The sequence below is a fragment of the Geomonas terrae genome (assembly GCF_004791675.1).
GTDB lineage: Bacteria > Desulfobacterota > Desulfuromonadia > Geobacterales > Geobacteraceae > Geomonas > Geomonas edaphica.
Map to the genome: position 1 here is coordinate 625,904 of NZ_SRSC01000001.1, position 16,153 is coordinate 642,056.

Sequence of the window (16,153 nt, forward strand, 5' to 3'; positions counted from 1 at the left end):
AATTGACTACACATGGAACTTGCGGGCCAGATCGTTGTCGATCACGTACACGCAGATCTCCTTGGCGCACTGCTTGGTGTACTTGAACTTCTCGGAGCTCAGGTTGTTGATCAGGAAGGTGACATCGTCCCGGATCCTCTTGTCGTAGGTCTTGAAGGCCTCGGTGTCGAAGTCCTTGATGGCGCGCCGGAAGTTGGCGTTCTCGAGGAACGGCTCTAGCACCTTTTCCTTCAGGTTGAAGACGTAGCGGTCATGCAGCGACTGTAATAGCTGGGTCTCCTGGGCCCTTCTACCCTCGACCATGATCTCCTGCGTCAGGGTGCGCCCGGTGTATTCGCGCTGGGTCTCCTGACGGAAGGCGAGACGCGCCTCGTCCTCTACCTTCGCCCCCAATAGGCGCCGCTCGATCGCGGCCAGGAACTCTTCGGTGATCTCGAGCTTCTCACCTGTGAAGCGGCACACTTCTACGGCGCCCGGCTCGAAGTTCACCGCAAACATGTAATGCAGGATGTCGCGCTCGATCTGTGCCTCGTTGTAGTAGTAGAGCGCCTCCTTCACCTCCTGGAGCACCACGTAGTCGTAGTTGTGCACGAGGCTCTCCATGAAGCCGTCCGGGATCGACTCCTTGAGCTCCTTGTGCCATCTCGTGAAGAAGGTGGACAGGTTGTTCATGTTGATCATCTTGTCCTTGCGGGCGTAGGCGGCATAGAAGTCGGAGAAGATCTTGATCGACTCGCGCCCCGAGAAGCCGTGGTCCCCTTCGTGCTCGCTCTCGGCGATGATTTTTTTCCTCCGCTTCGCGTTCAGCCTCTTCCTGTCGTCTTCCGAGAGCCAGTCGGGGATGTGCCCGGTGTAGATCTCCATCTTCAGGAGCTGCAGGTTCTCGTCGCAGTAAAGCCGGTACTTCTCTGGGTCGCCGATCCACTCCAAAAGCGCATCGGACTTCACGTTCATCCTGGTGGAGATGATGACCCGGGCGAAGTTGTGCAGGACCCTCGGCAGGAAGCTCGTGTCGATGTGCTTGCCGAAGATGTTGCGGTAGATCTCCACTTCGGTGTTCAGGTCCATGACGTAGGGGATATTGATGAACTCGATGCGGTCCGTGAAGGACTGCACCCCTTCGATGCTCCGCTCGTCCTCTGGGTTCATGAGAGCGATGAAGAGGCTCCTCACGTTCTCCTCGATGTCCTCGACCTTGTGGATACCCTCGCTGATGATGTTGTGCAACTCGAGAAGCCGCTCCGCGTTGTGCGACTTGACGTCCATGAGGGCGTAGATGCCGTTGTTGGTCTTGGCGAAGTTGGAGAAGAGGTATTTCACCTCGTTGCTGTCCCCGAGAAGGAGGTCGATCTTCCTCTGCAGCATGTCGTTGGTCAGGATGTTCTGCTTCATCGACTTGTCGCCGGGGTTGAAGACCGTGATCCCCTCGCCGAGCCTGCGGTTGAAGCTGTAGGGACGCACCTTGATCATGCTGAAGATCTCAGCCGGGTCCTCGAGCCGCGCCGAAAGGGCCTGGAAGATGGAGGTGCAGATGGTGCATGGCGAGTCTCGGAAGACCCAGTCGTACTCCTTCTCGGTGAAGAGCTTCCATTTGAAGGAATCGTTCTGGAACAGGTCGTCGAAGAAGGCCCGGCGCTGCGCCTTGTCGATCATGAGGAGCGGGCTGTCGTGCGACGGGCAGGGGACCTCGACGACGTCGCCGCCGCGCAATAGCGCCCGCGGATCGATGTGGTCGTGGGTTTCCAGCTCGTATTCGTCCAGAAGGTGCGAAAGCTTCTCGACGAAGGCGCTCACCTGGTGCTCCTTGAAGCTCCCGAGCACACGGCGGTCCAGGTGCCACACCACCTCGTAGGTCTTACCTTCTTCGGTGCTCGCGTACTCCTCGAATTTCATCAGCAGGTTGTTCAGGAAGGTGCTCTTGCCGGAACCCGGCGGCCCCTCGAAGATGTAGATCTTGTTCTGGCGCGCCCCGCTCTTCATGGCGGCCACGTGGTTCATGAAACGATTGGCGAAGAGGCGATCCGCGAAGAACGGGCGGTCGGATTCGCGCACGAAGAGCTTCCCGGTATCGTACGGGACGAAGTTGATCGATTCCGGGTCCTCCGGATACTCGTCGTTGCCTTCGTTCACGTAACTTTGCACCATGTCGTGGAAAAGCTGGAAGATGTTGCGCATCACCCGTTCCGGCTGCTCCGTGGCGAGACGCATATACTCCTCGAAGGACATGTTCGCCGCCTTCTTGTGCTCGACGATGGTGCGGCTCAACTGCTTTATGACTGTCTCTAGATCTGGCATAGCTTATCCGCCTGTCACAGTATCTGCCGGCTGAGAACCTTGTCTTTCATGGTGTAGACCACACGCTGCCAGGTGATGTCCGCTTCCTCCACCCCTTCACGCCCGGCGCCGCCGCGCGGCTGCTCGATGTGCGCCTCGCTCGTCTCGAGCTGCACCGGCGCCCCCCAAAGGTATTCGATCCCGACCATGGTGTTGGCGATGTACTCGGAGACGAGCTGCTTCCCCTCGAAGTGGTGCACCAGGTACAGGCTCCCCTCCTCGCCACGTTCCGGCGCGATCTCGATGTGGGGGGGATGGTAGAGCGAGGCGAGCACCATGTCGCGATACTCCTTGGCGTCCCGGCTCTTCACGTAGTACTGCCAGACCATGCGCTGCGGGTCGAGCCTCTTTCCGGTCACGAAAAGGTCATAGCGGTCGGTGAAGTCCTGGTCCACGAAGTCCTTGATGAAAAGGTAATCGCAGTAGTTGCTTCTGATCTTGAAGAGGTACTCTTCCCCCTTGCCGGCTTCGGTGTCGAAGTGCCGCCTCTTTTCGCGGTCCGAGAGACGGTTGAACTCGTAGCCGGTCTTCCCCTTGTCCCCCGACTCCTTCAGCTGGTACATGAGGCGCATGCCGAGCGCATACGGGTTCATCCCCACCCGCGGCATCGAGGTGACCCCGGCGTGGACGCGGGCGAAGTCCACCTCGTGTCCCTTGATGCGGTCGTCCACAAGGAAGAGCTTCTCGTGCCAGTAGCTCGCCCACCCCTCGTTCATGATCTTGGTGCGGATCTGCGGCTGGAAGAAGATCGAAGTCTTTCTCACCACCTCTAGCACGCTGCGCATCCACTGGTTCTCGTCGCGGGCGAGGAACTCGGAGTTCTCGATCAGGAACTTCATGAGGTCACGGCGTTCCACTTTTTTAACGTTTTGCGACTTGGCGAAATGCGCTTCCATTTCCGGGTACTTAGCGGTCACCTCGGCGAAAAAGATGCGCTCACCTTCCTCCCTGTTCTGGGCGATGGCGTCGTTGTAACGCGCCACCTCCTTCAGGTAGTCCCCCACCGGAAGTTTTTTCTCCACCTGGAGGAAGACGTCGAAGTAGTAGTCGAGCCGACTAGAGGTGGCCGCTTCCGGCGCCGCGAAGAGCGGTGAGAGCTCGTCGTGGTAGGCCACCAGGTTGTCGATGGAGCGGGCAAATTCCAGGATGTAGTCGACCCAGCGTCCCTTCTCGGCCCTCAGCTTCGCGATGACCCGTTTGTCCGAAAGGGCCTGGCCGGTAAAGTCGTACTCCCAGGTGTGGCGGAAGTAGAGGTTGTTCTGGAAGAAGTCGATGTGTCCGAGCACGTGATAGAAGATCATCACGTTCAGCCAATCCGGGTTGTTGTCGTTGTAGAAGGAGATGGGGGGACGGGTGTTGATCACCGTCTCGTAGGGGTTGTGCGGGTAGAGCTCGTACTCCCCCTTGCCCCGGAGCACCTCGACGTCGTGCACCCAGTAGTCGTAGAGCGTCGGGATCATTACCTTAGGGGAGAGCTCGATCAGGTCGCGGTTCGTGACGATGTACTCGAGGCTCTCGTCGGTGAAGGTGAGCCCGGCGGCCCGCGCCCTCTCCTTGCACCCTTCCATGATCGCTTTGGTATGTTGGTTGATGAGTTCCATGACTGCCTCTTACGAGATGAGCCTCTTGATCCCCTCGATGACTCGTGCCTCCTCGGCGTCCTCGTGCATGATGTCCATGCGCAAAAGATCGGGCTTGTCCCGCAAAAGCCCGGAGTTCTCGAGGTAGCGCGCCACCTCGGTCCACTGCGTCCCGGCGTGCTCGGCGATGGTGACCCCCATGCGGCTTACGTAGCTGAGGATCTTAACCAGCTCGGGAATCGACTTGTCGCCGCCGGTGTCCCAGTCGTCTCCGTCGGTACCGTGGAAAACGTAGATATTGTAGTCGGCTGCGAGATTCTCCTTCTCCACGATCTCGTTCACCAGGCGGTACGCGCTCGCCACCTCGGTCCCCCCTGCTACGCGCGAATTGTAATAGGTGTCGAAGTCCGGCACCTCCTTCGCCTCGGTGTCGTGCAGGATAAAACGGGACTCCACCTGCCCCGCGTACTGGTACAAAAGCCAGCTGTAGATCATCACGTGCTGGGTTGCCACGAGCTCGGTCACCTTGCCCGCCATGGAACCTGAGTAGTCGCGCAGGAAGAAAACCATGGCCTGGGGCTCGTAATCCTTCTCCTGCGAGAAGATGCGGTAGACCTTGTCCCGCGGCGAGATCAGGAAACGGGTGGGATCGAGATCGGCCGGGTCCGGCAGATTGCCGAGCGAGATGTTGGTCTCGACGATCTTTCTCAGCGTCGCCTTCTTGTCCAGCACCTGGCCCGAGCCGCGGTTGCGGTCGGTGAGATCGTAAATGTAGCGGGTAAAGGAGCGCTTCTTCCCTTTCTCCTTCAGGTTCGGGAGCTGGAACTGTTCGGTGAGCACACGCCCGAGCTCGTAGGCCGAGGCGCCCATCTCATGGGCCTCCCCCTCGCCCTGCCCGGGCCCCTGCCCCGGCTCCTCACCGGTCTCGCGCACCTTCTGCTCGCCGATGACCTCCCCTTCCTCACCCTTGCCGGAGCCCCCGGTGGAGCCCCCCTCGCCAGGAGGGCGAATGGTCGGGTCGTGAAGGAACTTCTCCTCCTCCGTCGAGGGGACGACGACGATCTTACCTTTACCCGCCTTGCCCGGCTTGATGAGCCGCCCCACCCGGATCTTCCGGGGGAAGCCGTCCTTTTCGCGCTGCCGGTCCCTTTCCAGAAGCTCGTCGAGTGCCTTCATGTGGAGCTGGTAAGGGTTCGGCACCCGCTCCTGCCCCATGAGGACAGAGAGGTCCTGCCAAGCGTAGAGACTGCGGGAGAAGTCCGGGAAAGGACCGTGCCCGCGGCCGGAGGGGAACTCCCTCGTCACGCGCAGCTCCTCCCTGAAGCGCTCCTCGCGCTCCGGCTCGAGCCCCTTGGCCTTCAGCTCTTCGAGGTATTTTTGAGGATCTTTCATGGCGTCATCGGCCTTTTAAAAGGCGGGCGAATGATCATTCGGCCCACTTTGCGTGCATCCCCTCGCCCTTCGGGAGAGGGGCAGGGGTGAGGGCGTCACCCCTCCAGTTCGTCTCTTCGTGGCAACGCCCGAGCTAGCTTTCATCCTCCTGGGTGCAGAAGTACTCGATGGTCTTCTGGGCGCAGGTGCGGCAGTAGCCGAGTTTTCCCAGCATGGTGACGATCATCCTGTCGTAGAGCTTCTGGTTCTCCTCGTTGGTCCGGTTGGCCAGCGCCCCGATAAGGCTTCCCGCCCCGGCGATGTCGGATTTGAGCCGCACGTCGGTGACCGCCTTCACGAGCTCCAGGTTGTCCATGAAGTCGTAGCTCGGGTCTACCGAGATCTTCTGGCCGTAGATCTTCCTGATCGAGGTCCGGAACGAGGCGCGCTGTTCCTCGGTCTTGAGGCCGATGCGCTCCTCGACGCTCTTCACGTAGCGTTCGTCGATCTTCAGGGCCTTCAGCTCGCCGGTCTGCGGGTCTTTGTACTTCCACATCCGGTCAGGCCCCAGGTTCTCGGCGTCGATGCCGATTATCATGTTGACGTAGTTCTGTACGTCCTTCTTGATCGCGAAGGGCTCGTCCATGTAAGCGTTGAACATCTCGGTCATGATCCGTTCGCGGTAGAGCTTCTTCCCGGTCTTAAGGTCTTCCAGGTACTTGGCCCGCTCGTTCGGCTCAACCACGTAGTCGAGCACCACCCGTTCGAGGCTCTTGAAGACGTCGTAGGCGACCATGCAGCGCCCCTCGTTGGTCTCAGAGCTCTCCTTCAAAATCTGGATGCTCCTCCCGAGGCTGCGGTGCCCGAGCCCGCGCTGCCCGAAGCGCTTGGTGATGTCCGGCTCCTGCCCCAAGGTGTCGATCACCTCGGCGAGCGCCTTGATGCTCTTCTCGCCGGCCACCTCGCCCGCGGCGAGCTTCATGGTCTCGATCGGTGTGAGTTTCTCCGATCTCGGGAGCCTGGTCAGGACGACACCCACCGAGGCCGCGTAGTTCAGGTTCGGGTCCTGGTGCAGCTCCTCCTTGGTGAGGGTGGTTTTCGACTCGCCACCGATGGCGTAGGCGGTGAGCCCTTCCTGCATCCGGTAATTGGTGTTGTGAGAGACGTAGCAGATGCGGCAGCGGTCGACGATCGGCGCCTCCTCCTTCTCGGCGAGGAACCGGTTGAACTCGGAGTTGTTACTCGTCGCGATGATCATGGAATCGATCGGCCACTTGTACCCGTCGATCTCGATGGCGCGGTTCTGGATCACGCCTAGGTAAACCTGTACCAAGTCCTTCTTGTTCTTGAAGATCTCGTCCGAGAAGTGGATGCCGCCACCGGCCACGCGGGCGAGTGCACCGCGGCGCAGGTCGAAGCGGTATGGGTTGTTGGTGTCGGAGAGGTGCAAGAGGCGCTGTATCGACTCCTCGCCCAGGAGGTCGACCGCCGAAGAGGTGATCTTGTCCTTGGCCGGGTACTTGCCGGTCAGCGTGCCGAGGCTCTCGCTCATCGGGACAGGGAGCACCGCAATCGAGTCGAGCACCTTCTCGATATCGTTATCGTGATGCATCCGGATTTCGTTCAGGATGTAGCCGGTACTTGCGCCAAGCGGCCGGTAGTTCCGGTACAGGTTGTCCAGTTCGACCTCAGAGAACCCCTGCTCGCCGATGAAGCGGCGGCTCTCCTCCGGGTCCTCGAAGAGGTTCATGGCAAGGATCATGGGATCCTCGTACGTCTCCGAGTCGATCTCCCGGATACGGCCGTAGTTCCCCATCTGGTCCATGTTCAGGAACCTGAAGCTGTACTTGCGGTTGCGACCTTGCAGGAAGTTGCGGTACTTGCCGCAGAGAAACTCCACGAAGAAGGTCTTGCCGTTGCCAGGTTCCCCCACCAGCACGAACGCCATCTCCTTGCTGGAGCCCCCTTCGGCCGCGTCCTTCACAAAGGAGACGAAGCTGTTGATCTCGTCGTACATGCCGATGGTGTGCTTGCGCCCGGTCCGGAAGATGTTGAAGTCGTAGGTCGTCTTGCCGTTCACGACGACCTTCTCGAACCCCGGCTCCAGGATCATCCGGATGATCCCCTGGAAGGCGTTTTCGAATACCCTTTCTCCCGCCTTGACGGCGGCCAGGTGCTGACGGAGCGTTTCGTTCTTCGCTGTCATGGTTCCCTCCGCGTGTTATTAAACTGCGGTTTTTCTGTTTTAATTGATTTTGATATCCAAAAAAATTATACGCCCGCCCCCTTTACTTTTGCAAAGTCTTTGGGAGAGAGGCTCCGGGGAGGCAAGCGGCGGCGCGGCAGTTCCCCGTCGCGCCGTTAATGCCTGCACTTCGGCGTTTACATTAGAATTTAGCCAAGGTATTGTACCCGGCATTGAGGTTTGTGCAAGCTGCCCCGTAAAACCAAAAACTGCCGGTGGATACCCCGGCGTCGTCTTTTATTTTCCGTTTCGTCTGGTAGGATTTTGCGTGTTCCGCCTGGGGGGGGACTCTAATTGGGATGAAGAAAAGGAGGTCTACATGAAGAGGAAGATTTTATGGCTGGTGCTGGCGGCTGTGCTTGTCGCACTGGCAGGATGCGGTGGCGGAAGCGACAGGCCGGTATTGGAAACGACCATTGAGAGCGATTTGAACGTCGACGGGGACATTTTTGAGCCGCTCAACGGAGATCCTCGCACGGTTACGCAGGGGGCAACCGTTTTGACCGGGGTGACCAGCACCGGAGAGTACCGGGGATTCCTGAGTTTTCCGCTGAATACCATACCCTTGGATGCCTACATACATTCGGCTACGTTGACCTTTACGCTCGTTCCGCCTACCGACAACATCCCGCTGGAAATGGAGTTGGTTTCCTTCCAGCCGTCGTCCGGGCTACTTCCGTCTTACTACGAGGAGGGACTCACCATTTACGCCTCGTCCCTGTACACCCTGCCGGCCCCAAACGCTTTCAATCAGGTATCCTTCAACGTCACGTCCCTGATGCGCGAGGCCCAGAGGCGCGGTTTCGACGACTTACAGCTCCGCGTTCTGGAGAACCGCGACTTCGCCGTCCAGGGGCTGGTGGAGCTCAGCGAATCGAACTTAACGCCTCCGAAGCTGGTTGTTGTCTACGACTAGCTAGAAAAACCTGCTCACGTCCAGGTCGTAGTGGTAGGCGTCGAGCGTTGCGGTAACGGCCTGGGGGGAGCCGGGGGAGCCAAGAGCGACCACCTCTCCCCCCTCCACCCACTCACCGCTGCTATCGGCGATGATACGCACGAGCGGGTTGTCCCACTGCGCCGGGTCCTCGCTGTTGCCGACCACCACGGCCAGTTCGCCGGCGTCGAGCAGCAGGAGCGAGCCGACCGGGTGGATGCCGACGCAGCCGACGAAGAGTTTCAAGAGCGCCTGATCGTAGGATCTCCCGCTCTGGGAAAGCATCACCCTGAGCGCCTTGTGGGGTGGATAGGCGTTCCTGCCGCTCACCCGCGATGAGGTAAGGCCGTCGTAGCTGTCCGCGATGCTGATGATGCGCCCCAAAAGCCCCAGCTTCCGGTACCCGACCCGCGGGTAGCCCGAGAAATCCGCCATCAGGTGGTGCTCGAAGATCCCGGTGATGATGCGGGCGGAAAGATCGTCGAGCCCCTTCAGGTTCATCACCTTCCTCGCCCCGTACAGGGGATGCCGTTCCATCACCTCCCGCTCCTCGGCGGTAAGCTCCCCTGGCTTGTCCAGCAACTCCGGCGGCAGATCGCAGTACCCGATGTCATGGAAGAGCGCGGCAAGCCCCAGTTCGTAGAGATGGAACTTGTTCATGCCGAGGCGCTTGCCCATCACGAGGGAGAGGATGCAGACGTTGGCGGCGTGGTGCTGGGTGGAGCGGTCGTGGGAACGCATCGTGCTCAGCCCCAGGAGGTCGGCCTCGTGGGTGTAGAGGAGGTCGATCACCTGCTGCACCACGCGCTTCGATTCCCTAAGTCGCAGACGGCGCCCGGAAGCCACCTCCGCCGCGACCTCATCCATCGTCACCAGGAGTTTTCGGTACAACGGGCGAGCCGTGTGTCCACCGCCCCTCACCCGGCGCTGCCGCGTCGAGATGGTCAGCACCTCTTCCGCACGCAGGATATCGAACTCCAGCCCGGTGATCCCCCGCTCTTTGACGGCATCTAGGAACCGCTGGTGCGGGTCGTCGCCGGCTTCCGGCTCACGCAACAGGTACGCGAGATGCTGCACGTCCTCCGCGCTCACCTCGGGAGCGAAGGTGATTCTCCCGAGTTGGTGGCGCTGCATGAGCTCGATGATGTAGCGGGGCCCCTCGAAACTCGCGATGTCCGGCTTCAGCCGCAACTCGCCCAGGTACAGATGCGCTCCGGTCAGCTGGAGAGAGGCGTCCTCGCTTCTCCCGGCAATCTCCCGCACCACCGCAAGCAGGTTCGTCACCCGCTGCAGGACGGCCGCGTGCCCCGGGCTGTAGTTGGCGCAATTCTTCAAAAGGACGAAGAGGTGCGAGACCAGGGTTTTTCCCAGCCGCGCCATTTCAGCTCCCAGACGTTCCCGGTCTGTCTCGACGCTCACGACCACGCGCTCCCCCTCATCTCTTTCTCCCGGCCTTGGCCGCCCTTGCTTCGCTCACCGCCTGGTCGATAAGCTCGCGCAACTCCCCCCCTCTTTTCTGGCTGCGCGCCTCCTCCAGAAGGGGGAGGACAGCGGAACCGTTGACGCGCGCAAGCCCAGCCAGGGCGAGCTGCACCGCCTCCTTTTCGTTCCCTTTGTTGAACCAATAGCGTTTCATGAGCAGCTCGCGCAGCATCGGGATGGCACGCTCCTGCCCCAGCTCGCCAAGTGACTGGCATACCGCCATCCGCTCCGGGAAAGGACGCTCCTGGAAATCGTCGGCCGCGGCCAGGGCTACGATCGGTTTCAAGGCGAAGGGTAGCCGCTCACGCGCCAGCACCTGGAGCGCCTTGATGCGCAACGCGCTTGACTCGTCGCGCAGGTACTTGAGGATGTACGGCTTGGACTTTTCGTCGTCGGTGCGTTCAAGAAAACCAAGCACCTCGCGCCGGATGCGCGCCTCCCGGTTCGAGGTGAGCCCGAGGATCATCCTGAGCGCCTCGGGTGTCCCGATCAGGGAGAGGATCAAAACGAGGTTCCGTACCAGGTACCAGCGCGGGTCGCTCAAGAAGGGGCGGAAGACCGCGGGATCCTCGCGCCCGAGTTCGACCAGTACCTCGATCAGCAGCTTGCGCACCTTGAGCTTTTCCACCCTTCCGAGCAGTTCACAGATCGGCCCGAGGGCAGGGAGCCCAAGAATAAGGAGCAGCTCCTTCAGTTCGCCGTAACCGGTCCGGGCATCGGTGGTGTCCAGGGCGACCTGCAGCGTCTGGACCGTCGCGTCGGAGAGGACCGCGGCAAGCGCCGCTTCGAGCGGGGCCCGCTGTTCTTCTGTGATACCGCTGCGCTGCCGCATCCGATCGAGGAATCGAACCAGCTTCAGGGCATGCCCCATGTCGCCGCCCAGGAGCAAGGTGACGGCAAGGGTTTCCATCATGGAGATGAAGTCGCGGTAGAGTTCGGGGTCCCGGGTCCCCGCCACCGTCGCGGCCAGGACGCCGATGACGTCGTCAAGTCCGTTGCAACGCCCCTCGGCTTCCAGTGCCCCCTGCAGCCATTTCTCCTCGTCGGCGTTCAGCATGAGGAGATGCTTCGGTATCATCCTCGGTGCGGGAGGGGGCTGTTCCAGGAGCGCCTGGCGGATGCGCTCCAGGGCCTCGCGCTGGTCACCGGATGTGCCGGAATCCTCGGCCGGAGCACCCTCACGGAAATCCTCCTCGGTCAGGTAGCCTATGTGCTGGAGGTTACGCTCCCAGAGCCGGGTGACGATATCGTCGTCGTGACTCAGGCGGTCGAAGCCGGCGATCCCGAGGAAGGCGGTGAGCTCCGCACTCTGCACCCCCTGGTCGAAGAACAGGGCCCTTATGCCGTCGGCGTAGAGGCGACTCGCAATGCTCTCCTTGGGATCGGTGTTCTCGTACACCTTGGCGCCCTGGCAGCGAAGGGCGAAAGGGTCGACCTCCAGGCTCAGCTCGCCGTAACGCGCGAGATGCACCGTCATCCTGGTGCCGAGTTCGGAGATGAACCCGATGAGGACCGGGTTGTTCGGCAGATAGATCCTGAGCGCCTTGGAGGTCTTCACCATGGTCTGGATGATCTGCACCACCGAGGCGTGCTCCTCCTTGCCTATGGTGTCTTCTTGTTGCAGCGTCTCTTGCGTCATGCCCTTCCCCGGCGGCTGCCGTACCTCATGTGTGTCCGGCCTGAGTCGTTCTCATCTTTGCCCCGGGTAGTATACGCGGCGGGAGGGGGGCATGTAAAGACGACGTTCTCATGAAAAACGCGGAAAAGGTGCAAAGGGGAGGCTCCTGCTCGAAAGCGGGAGAGGGACCAGCCAGAGGCTGTCGTCGACCGGGTAAAAAAAAGGGGGGACAACCTTGCGGTCACCCCCCCCTTTACTGCCACGTTGCGGCTTTTATTACATCATGCCGCCCATGCCGCCCATACCGCCCATGCCGCCCGGCATCGCCGGCATTGCCGGCTCTTCCCTCGGCTTGTCGGCGATCATGGCCTCGGTGGTCATCATGAGACCGGCCACGGAAGCGGCGTTCTGCAGCGCGCTCCTGGAGACCTTGGTCGGGTCGATGATACCGGCCTGGATCATGTCGACGTAAACGTCTTCGGCCGCGTTGTAGCCGAATGCCTCCTGGCCGTTTTTAACCTTGTCGACCACGATGGAGCCGTCGACGCCCGCGTTCTGGGCGATCTGACGGATCGGCTCCTCGAGGGCACGCTTGATCACGTTCACGCCGAACTGCTGCTCGGGGGCGAGTTTGAGGTTGTCCAGCACCTTGAGGGCGCGCAGGTAAGCCACGCCGCCGCCAGGGACGATGCCCTCGTCGACTGCCGCGCGGGTCGCGTGAAGAGCGTCCTCGACGCGTGCCTTCTTCTCCTTCATCTCGATCTCGGTAGCCGCACCGACCTTGATCACGGCGACGCCGCCTACCAGTTTCGCCAGACGCTCCTGGAGCTTCTCGCGGTCGTAGTCGGAGGAGGTCTCCTCGATCTGGGCACGGATCATCTTCACGCGCCCCTGGATGTCCGCCTCGACACCGTAGCCGTCGATGATGGTGGTGTTGTCCTTGTCGACGGTGATCTTCTTAGCCTGGCCGAGCATGTCGAGGGTGGTGTTCTCGAGCCTGAAGCCGACTTCCTCGGAGATGACCTTGCCGCCGGTGAGGATGGCGATGTCTTCGAGCATCGCTTTCCTGCGGTCGCCGAAGCCCGGAGCCTTGACGGCGCAGACGTTCAGAACGCCGCGCAGCTTGTTGACCACCAGGGTGGCTAGCGCCTCGCCCTCGATGTCCTCGGCGATGATCAGCAGCGGACGGCCGGACTTGGCGGTCTGCTCGAGAACCGGGAGGAGATCCTTCATGTTGGAGATCTTCTTGTCGTGGATCAGGATCGCGACGTTGTCCATGGCCGCTTCCATGCGCTCCGGATCAGTCACGAAATACGGGGAGAGGTAGCCGCGGTCGAACTGCATGCCCTCGACGGTCTCAAGGGTGGTCTCCATCGCTTTGGCTTCCTCGACGGTGATGACCCCTTCCTTGCCGACCTTCTCCATGGCCTCGGCGATGATGTCGCCGATGGTCTTGTCGTTGTTGGCGGAGATGGTGCCGACCTGTGCGATTTCCTTGTGGTCCTTGATCGGCTTGGAGATGCTCTTCAGCTCGGCTACCAGCGCTTCCACGGCCTGGTCAAGACCGCGCTTGATCTCCATCGGGTTGTGGCCGGCAGCGACCAGCTTGGCGCCCTGGCGGTAGATGGCCTGGGCGAGAACGGTTGCGGTGGTGGTGCCGTCACCGGCGACGTCGGAGGTCTTGGAGGCGACTTCCTTCACCAGCTGCGCGCCCATGTTCTCGAACTTGTCTTCCAGCTCGATCTCTTTGGCGACGGTCACGCCGTCCTTGGTGATGAGCGGTGCACCGTAGGACTTCTCGATGACGACGTTGCGCCCCTTCGGGCCCAGGGTCACCTTAACGGCATCTGCCAGGGTGTTGACGCCTTTGAGGATGCAGTTGCGTGCTTCCTGGTCGAACTTGATGATCTTTGCTGCCATTGTATATATCCTCCTTGAATTTTATGAATCGCGATGCGCGTGATGGCGCGAGCTGGCAGGAATTACTTCTCGACGACGCCGAGGATGTCGTCCTCGCGCATGATTAGGAAATCCTCCCCCTCGAGCTTCACCTCGCTCCCTGCGTACTTGCCGAACAGCACCTTGTCGCCCACCTTGAGATCGATCGGGTACACCTTGCCGTCCTCGCCCCTCTTCCCGTTGCCGACTGCCACGACTTCGCCCTGCTGCGGCTTTTCCTTGGCGGTCTCCGGGATGTAAAGCCCACCGGCGGTCATGGTAGCTTCCTCAACCCTCTTCACGATGATACGGTCCTGCAGCGGTCTAAGATTCATGCTTTTCCTCTCCTTTCTTGAGATGCATATGATCTCTTGATATTGAAAAAAATATTAGCACTCAAAACTACTGAGTGCTAAAGACCTGCTAAATATAAACAGCATGCCCTCAAAAATCAAGGGCGCTCTCCAAATTATTTTTCCGCGTGTTATACCCGCGTCACCACTTCCTTTTCGCCAGTTCCTCCGCGTAAAACTTCTGGTACAGGATCTCCCATTCCCGGCTTCCGGGAACCTTGGCCTGGCTGTAGGAGGAGAGCTTCGCGCGCACCGCCTGGTCCACCTGTTCCATGATGGAGAAGAACCCCTCGATGGACCCCTTGATCGCTTCCAAGGCGCGCCGCTCGTCCGGGAAATCGGCCAGGTCGTCGTTGTAGAGCTTGTCGTATATCTTGTGGGCTATGTGCGAGATGCGGTCTTCAGAGATGTGCATGGTGAGCTCCTTGGTCTGCTTTACCTGCCGGGACGGTTATCACAGGACGATCTTCCTCTCCTTGGCCAGCTTGTCCTTGATCATCCTCAGCATCTTGTGCCGATCGATCCCCGCCCCTCCCGTCGCCTTCAGGGTCTGTTCGAGAAGCGCCTCCGCGTCGCGCTCCAGGTCCTCTTCCCGCTTCAGATCCTGCGCGATGGCCGCTTTGATGGCGGTGAGCACGGCGCTGCGCCCCTGCTTTTGCTCCACAAGTTGGGCTCGTTCCAAATCGCCCAGAACCTTCTCCGCCAGACGTGCGACCTGCTCCTCTTTTAGACGCATCTTCCCTCCCATTTATGAGGATATTTCGTTCGGCGCATTCTACGTCAACCGGGCAAAATTGCAACACTTTTGGGGCCCGAGGGTCAGCGATTCACATTAAAGAAAACAATGTTGATTTCACATTGGGGCAACGCTACAATACAGCCACTTACTCGCTCTCTCTGCGTTGTCCGTGAGGTTATTAACGCCCCTGCGGAATAATTTATTGTACGGGAGCCTGTTTCGGTCGTGGTGAGCTGCCCCATTGCGCGGGAATTGCCTAAAGCGACCTACAGGAGCCCACCTGAATGGGAACTCGCTGTGAGGCCCCCCCAACCAAACGACAAGGCGGAGAGAGCTGTAGCACTGAGGGGATCCGGAAACGGATCCCCTTTTTTCGTCTTGCACTAAGCCCCATATGGATATATAGCAGGAGTTGCTCCGCCTCCCGTCGTCGACAAAACGCAAAACGTAGAACGGCTGTTAAGGAGGCCGCATGACTCCCCACTTCCTCCCCAGGCTCGTCAACCCACCCTTTGGCGACCCCGGTGTCTACGTCGACTTCCAGTTCGCCCGGCGTGCACTCCTCTTCGACCTGGGCGAGATCGCCTCCCTCGGCGCCCGGAAGATTCTCCGGCTTACCGACGTCTGTATCTCCCACACCCACATCGACCACTTCATCGGCTTCGATCTGATGCTGCGCATCATGCTCGGCCGGGATATGAAGCTGCGCCTCTTCGGGCCGCCCGGCATCCTGAGCCAGGTCGAGCACCGGCTCGCCTCCTACAGTTGGAACCTGATCCAGAGTTACCCGACCGAGTTCGTCATCACCGTGATCGAACTGCATCCCGAAGGGCGGGCGCGACGCGCCCGCTTCAGCTCACGGCGCGTTTTCACGCGGGAAGAAGAGGAAGAGTTCACGTTCCGGGACGGAGTCGTCCACGAGGAGGAGAACCTGAGGCTCACCGTCACCTTTCTGGAGCACAGCATCCCCTGCCTCGGCTACGCCTTCGAGGAGAAGCTGCACGTGAACTTCATGAAGAACAAGCTTGCCGCACTCGGCCTGCCCGTGGGCGCGTGGCTCTCCGAGGTGAAGCGCGCCGTGTTGCGCGGCGCGCCGGACGATACCGTGTTCAAGGTGACGGGACCCGAAGGCAAGTTGCGCGAGCTCTCCCTCGACGAGTTGAAGGAGCAGGTACTGCAAGTAGTCCCGGGAGAGAAGATCGCCTACGTGACCGATACCGCATACACGCCGGAAAACCGGCGCCGCATCGTGAAACTGGCACGCAGGGCCGACTACTTTTTCATCGAGGCGGTTTTTCTCGATGCCGACCACGAAAGGGCACGCGAGCGGGCGCACCTGACCGCCAGGCAGGCCGGAACGCTCGCACGCGAGGCGGGTGCGGCACGCGTGATCCCCTTCCACTTCTCCCCGCGACACCTGGGCGCCGAAGAGCAACTGCGTCGGGAAGTGGCGGAGGCCTTCGGAAGCTGACCCGAACCCGCCCCCTCACCCCGGTCCTCGCGCCGAAACGCTTCGGTCCGCGAAGGCGGAAGAGAACCTGGGGGGGGTGAGAGTCGCA

General features: G+C 60.6%; 10 protein-coding genes, 1 other RNA gene and 1 pseudogene. 3 read left to right on the plus strand and 9 right to left on the minus strand.

Annotated elements, in window-relative coordinates; translation table 11 throughout:
* Nucleotides 1–6: 6 nt before the first annotated feature.
* The 4 genes from E4633_RS02650 to E4633_RS02665 all read right to left on the minus strand — a co-directional run bounded on the left by E4633_RS02650 (nucleotide 7) and on the right by E4633_RS02665 (nucleotide 7,491).
* Nucleotides 7–2,295, minus strand: coding sequence for a serine protein kinase PrkA (locus E4633_RS02650; protein WP_135868715.1), 2,289 nt, complete (start codon nucleotides 2,293–2,295; stop codon nucleotides 7–9).
* A 14-nt stretch (nucleotides 2,296–2,309) separates the two neighbouring features.
* Entirely contained in the window at nucleotides 2,310–3,935 is a 1,626-nt protein-coding gene (locus tag E4633_RS02655) for a SpoVR family protein (RefSeq protein ID WP_135868716.1), read from the minus strand.
* 9 nt (nucleotides 3,936–3,944) lie between these two features.
* The gene (locus tag E4633_RS02660) at nucleotides 3,945–5,306 is read right to left on the minus strand and encodes a DUF444 family protein (RefSeq protein WP_135868717.1); all 1,362 of its coding nucleotides are present in this window, start codon (nucleotides 5,304–5,306) and stop codon (nucleotides 3,945–3,947) included.
* Nucleotides 5,307–5,439: 133 nt separating this feature from the next.
* Nucleotides 5,440–7,491: a serine protein kinase PrkA gene (locus tag E4633_RS02665; protein WP_135868718.1), complete on the minus strand. Its 2,052-nt coding sequence runs from the start codon at nucleotides 7,489–7,491 to the stop codon at nucleotides 5,440–5,442.
* 358 nt (nucleotides 7,492–7,849) lie between these two features.
* Here E4633_RS02665 and E4633_RS02670 point away from each other — a divergent pair, with 358 nt between their 5' ends.
* Nucleotides 7,850–8,446, plus strand: coding sequence for a hypothetical protein (locus E4633_RS02670; protein WP_135868719.1), 597 nt, complete (start codon nucleotides 7,850–7,852; stop codon nucleotides 8,444–8,446).
* On the opposite strand, the gene E4633_RS02675 is transcribed toward E4633_RS02670, so the two are convergent.
* The 5 genes and pseudogenes from E4633_RS02675 to E4633_RS20965 form a co-directional block, all read right to left on the minus strand.
* Nucleotides 8,447–9,883: an HD-GYP domain-containing protein gene (locus tag E4633_RS02675; RefSeq protein ID WP_135868720.1), complete on the minus strand. Its 1,437-nt coding sequence runs from the start codon at nucleotides 9,881–9,883 to the stop codon at nucleotides 8,447–8,449.
* A gap of 16 nt (nucleotides 9,884–9,899) precedes the next feature.
* Nucleotides 9,900–11,585 carry a HEAT repeat domain-containing protein gene (locus tag E4633_RS02680; RefSeq protein WP_135868721.1) on the minus strand — a complete coding sequence of 562 codons (1,686 nt, stop codon included), beginning with the start codon at nucleotides 11,583–11,585 and terminating at the stop codon, nucleotides 9,900–9,902.
* A 255-nt stretch (nucleotides 11,586–11,840) separates the two neighbouring features.
* The gene (gene groL, locus E4633_RS02685; RefSeq protein WP_135868722.1) at nucleotides 11,841–13,484 is read right to left on the minus strand and encodes a chaperonin GroEL; all 1,644 of its coding nucleotides are present in this window, start codon (nucleotides 13,482–13,484) and stop codon (nucleotides 11,841–11,843) included.
* Nucleotides 13,485–13,546: 62 nt separating this feature from the next.
* Complete coding sequence (gene groES / locus E4633_RS02690) at nucleotides 13,547–13,837, minus strand: co-chaperone GroES (RefSeq protein WP_012528687.1); 291 nt, start codon at nucleotides 13,835–13,837, stop codon at nucleotides 13,547–13,549.
* A 160-nt stretch (nucleotides 13,838–13,997) separates the two neighbouring features.
* Nucleotides 13,998–14,591: pseudogene (locus tag E4633_RS20965) on the minus strand (DUF507 family protein).
* A gap of 155 nt (nucleotides 14,592–14,746) precedes the next feature.
* Here E4633_RS20965 and ssrS point away from each other — a divergent pair.
* Nucleotides 14,747–14,929, plus strand: a non-coding RNA gene (gene ssrS, locus E4633_RS02705) — 6S RNA.
* A gap of 137 nt (nucleotides 14,930–15,066) precedes the next feature.
* Nucleotides 15,067–16,065: a ribonuclease Z gene (locus E4633_RS02710; protein WP_135868725.1), complete on the plus strand. Its 999-nt coding sequence runs from the start codon at nucleotides 15,067–15,069 to the stop codon at nucleotides 16,063–16,065.
* Nucleotides 16,066–16,153 lie beyond the last annotated feature (88 nt).

Coding starts and splice junctions, on each gene's coding strand:
- E4633_RS02665 (WP_135868718.1), bottom strand. CDS start 7,491: ATGACAGCGAAGAACGAAACGCTCCGTCAGCACCTGGCCGCCGTCAAG.
- E4633_RS02680 (WP_135868721.1), bottom strand. CDS start 11,585: ATGACGCAAGAGACGCTGCAACAAGAAGACACCATAGGCAAGGAGGAG.
- groL (WP_135868722.1), bottom strand. CDS start 13,484: ATGGCAGCAAAGATCATCAAGTTCGACCAGGAAGCACGCAACTGCATC.
- E4633_RS02660 (WP_135868717.1), bottom strand. CDS start 5,306: ATGAAAGATCCTCAAAAATACCTCGAAGAGCTGAAGGCCAAGGGGCTC.
- E4633_RS02650 (WP_135868715.1), bottom strand. CDS start 2,295: ATGCCAGATCTAGAGACAGTCATAAAGCAGTTGAGCCGCACCATCGTC.
- groES (WP_012528687.1), bottom strand. CDS start 13,837: ATGAATCTTAGACCGCTGCAGGACCGTATCATCGTGAAGAGGGTTGAG.
- E4633_RS02710 (WP_135868725.1), top strand. CDS start 15,067: ATGACTCCCCACTTCCTCCCCAGGCTCGTCAACCCACCCTTTGGCGAC.
- E4633_RS02670 (WP_135868719.1), top strand. CDS start 7,850: ATGAAGAGGAAGATTTTATGGCTGGTGCTGGCGGCTGTGCTTGTCGCA.
- E4633_RS02655 (WP_135868716.1), bottom strand. CDS start 3,935: ATGGAACTCATCAACCAACATACCAAAGCGATCATGGAAGGGTGCAAG.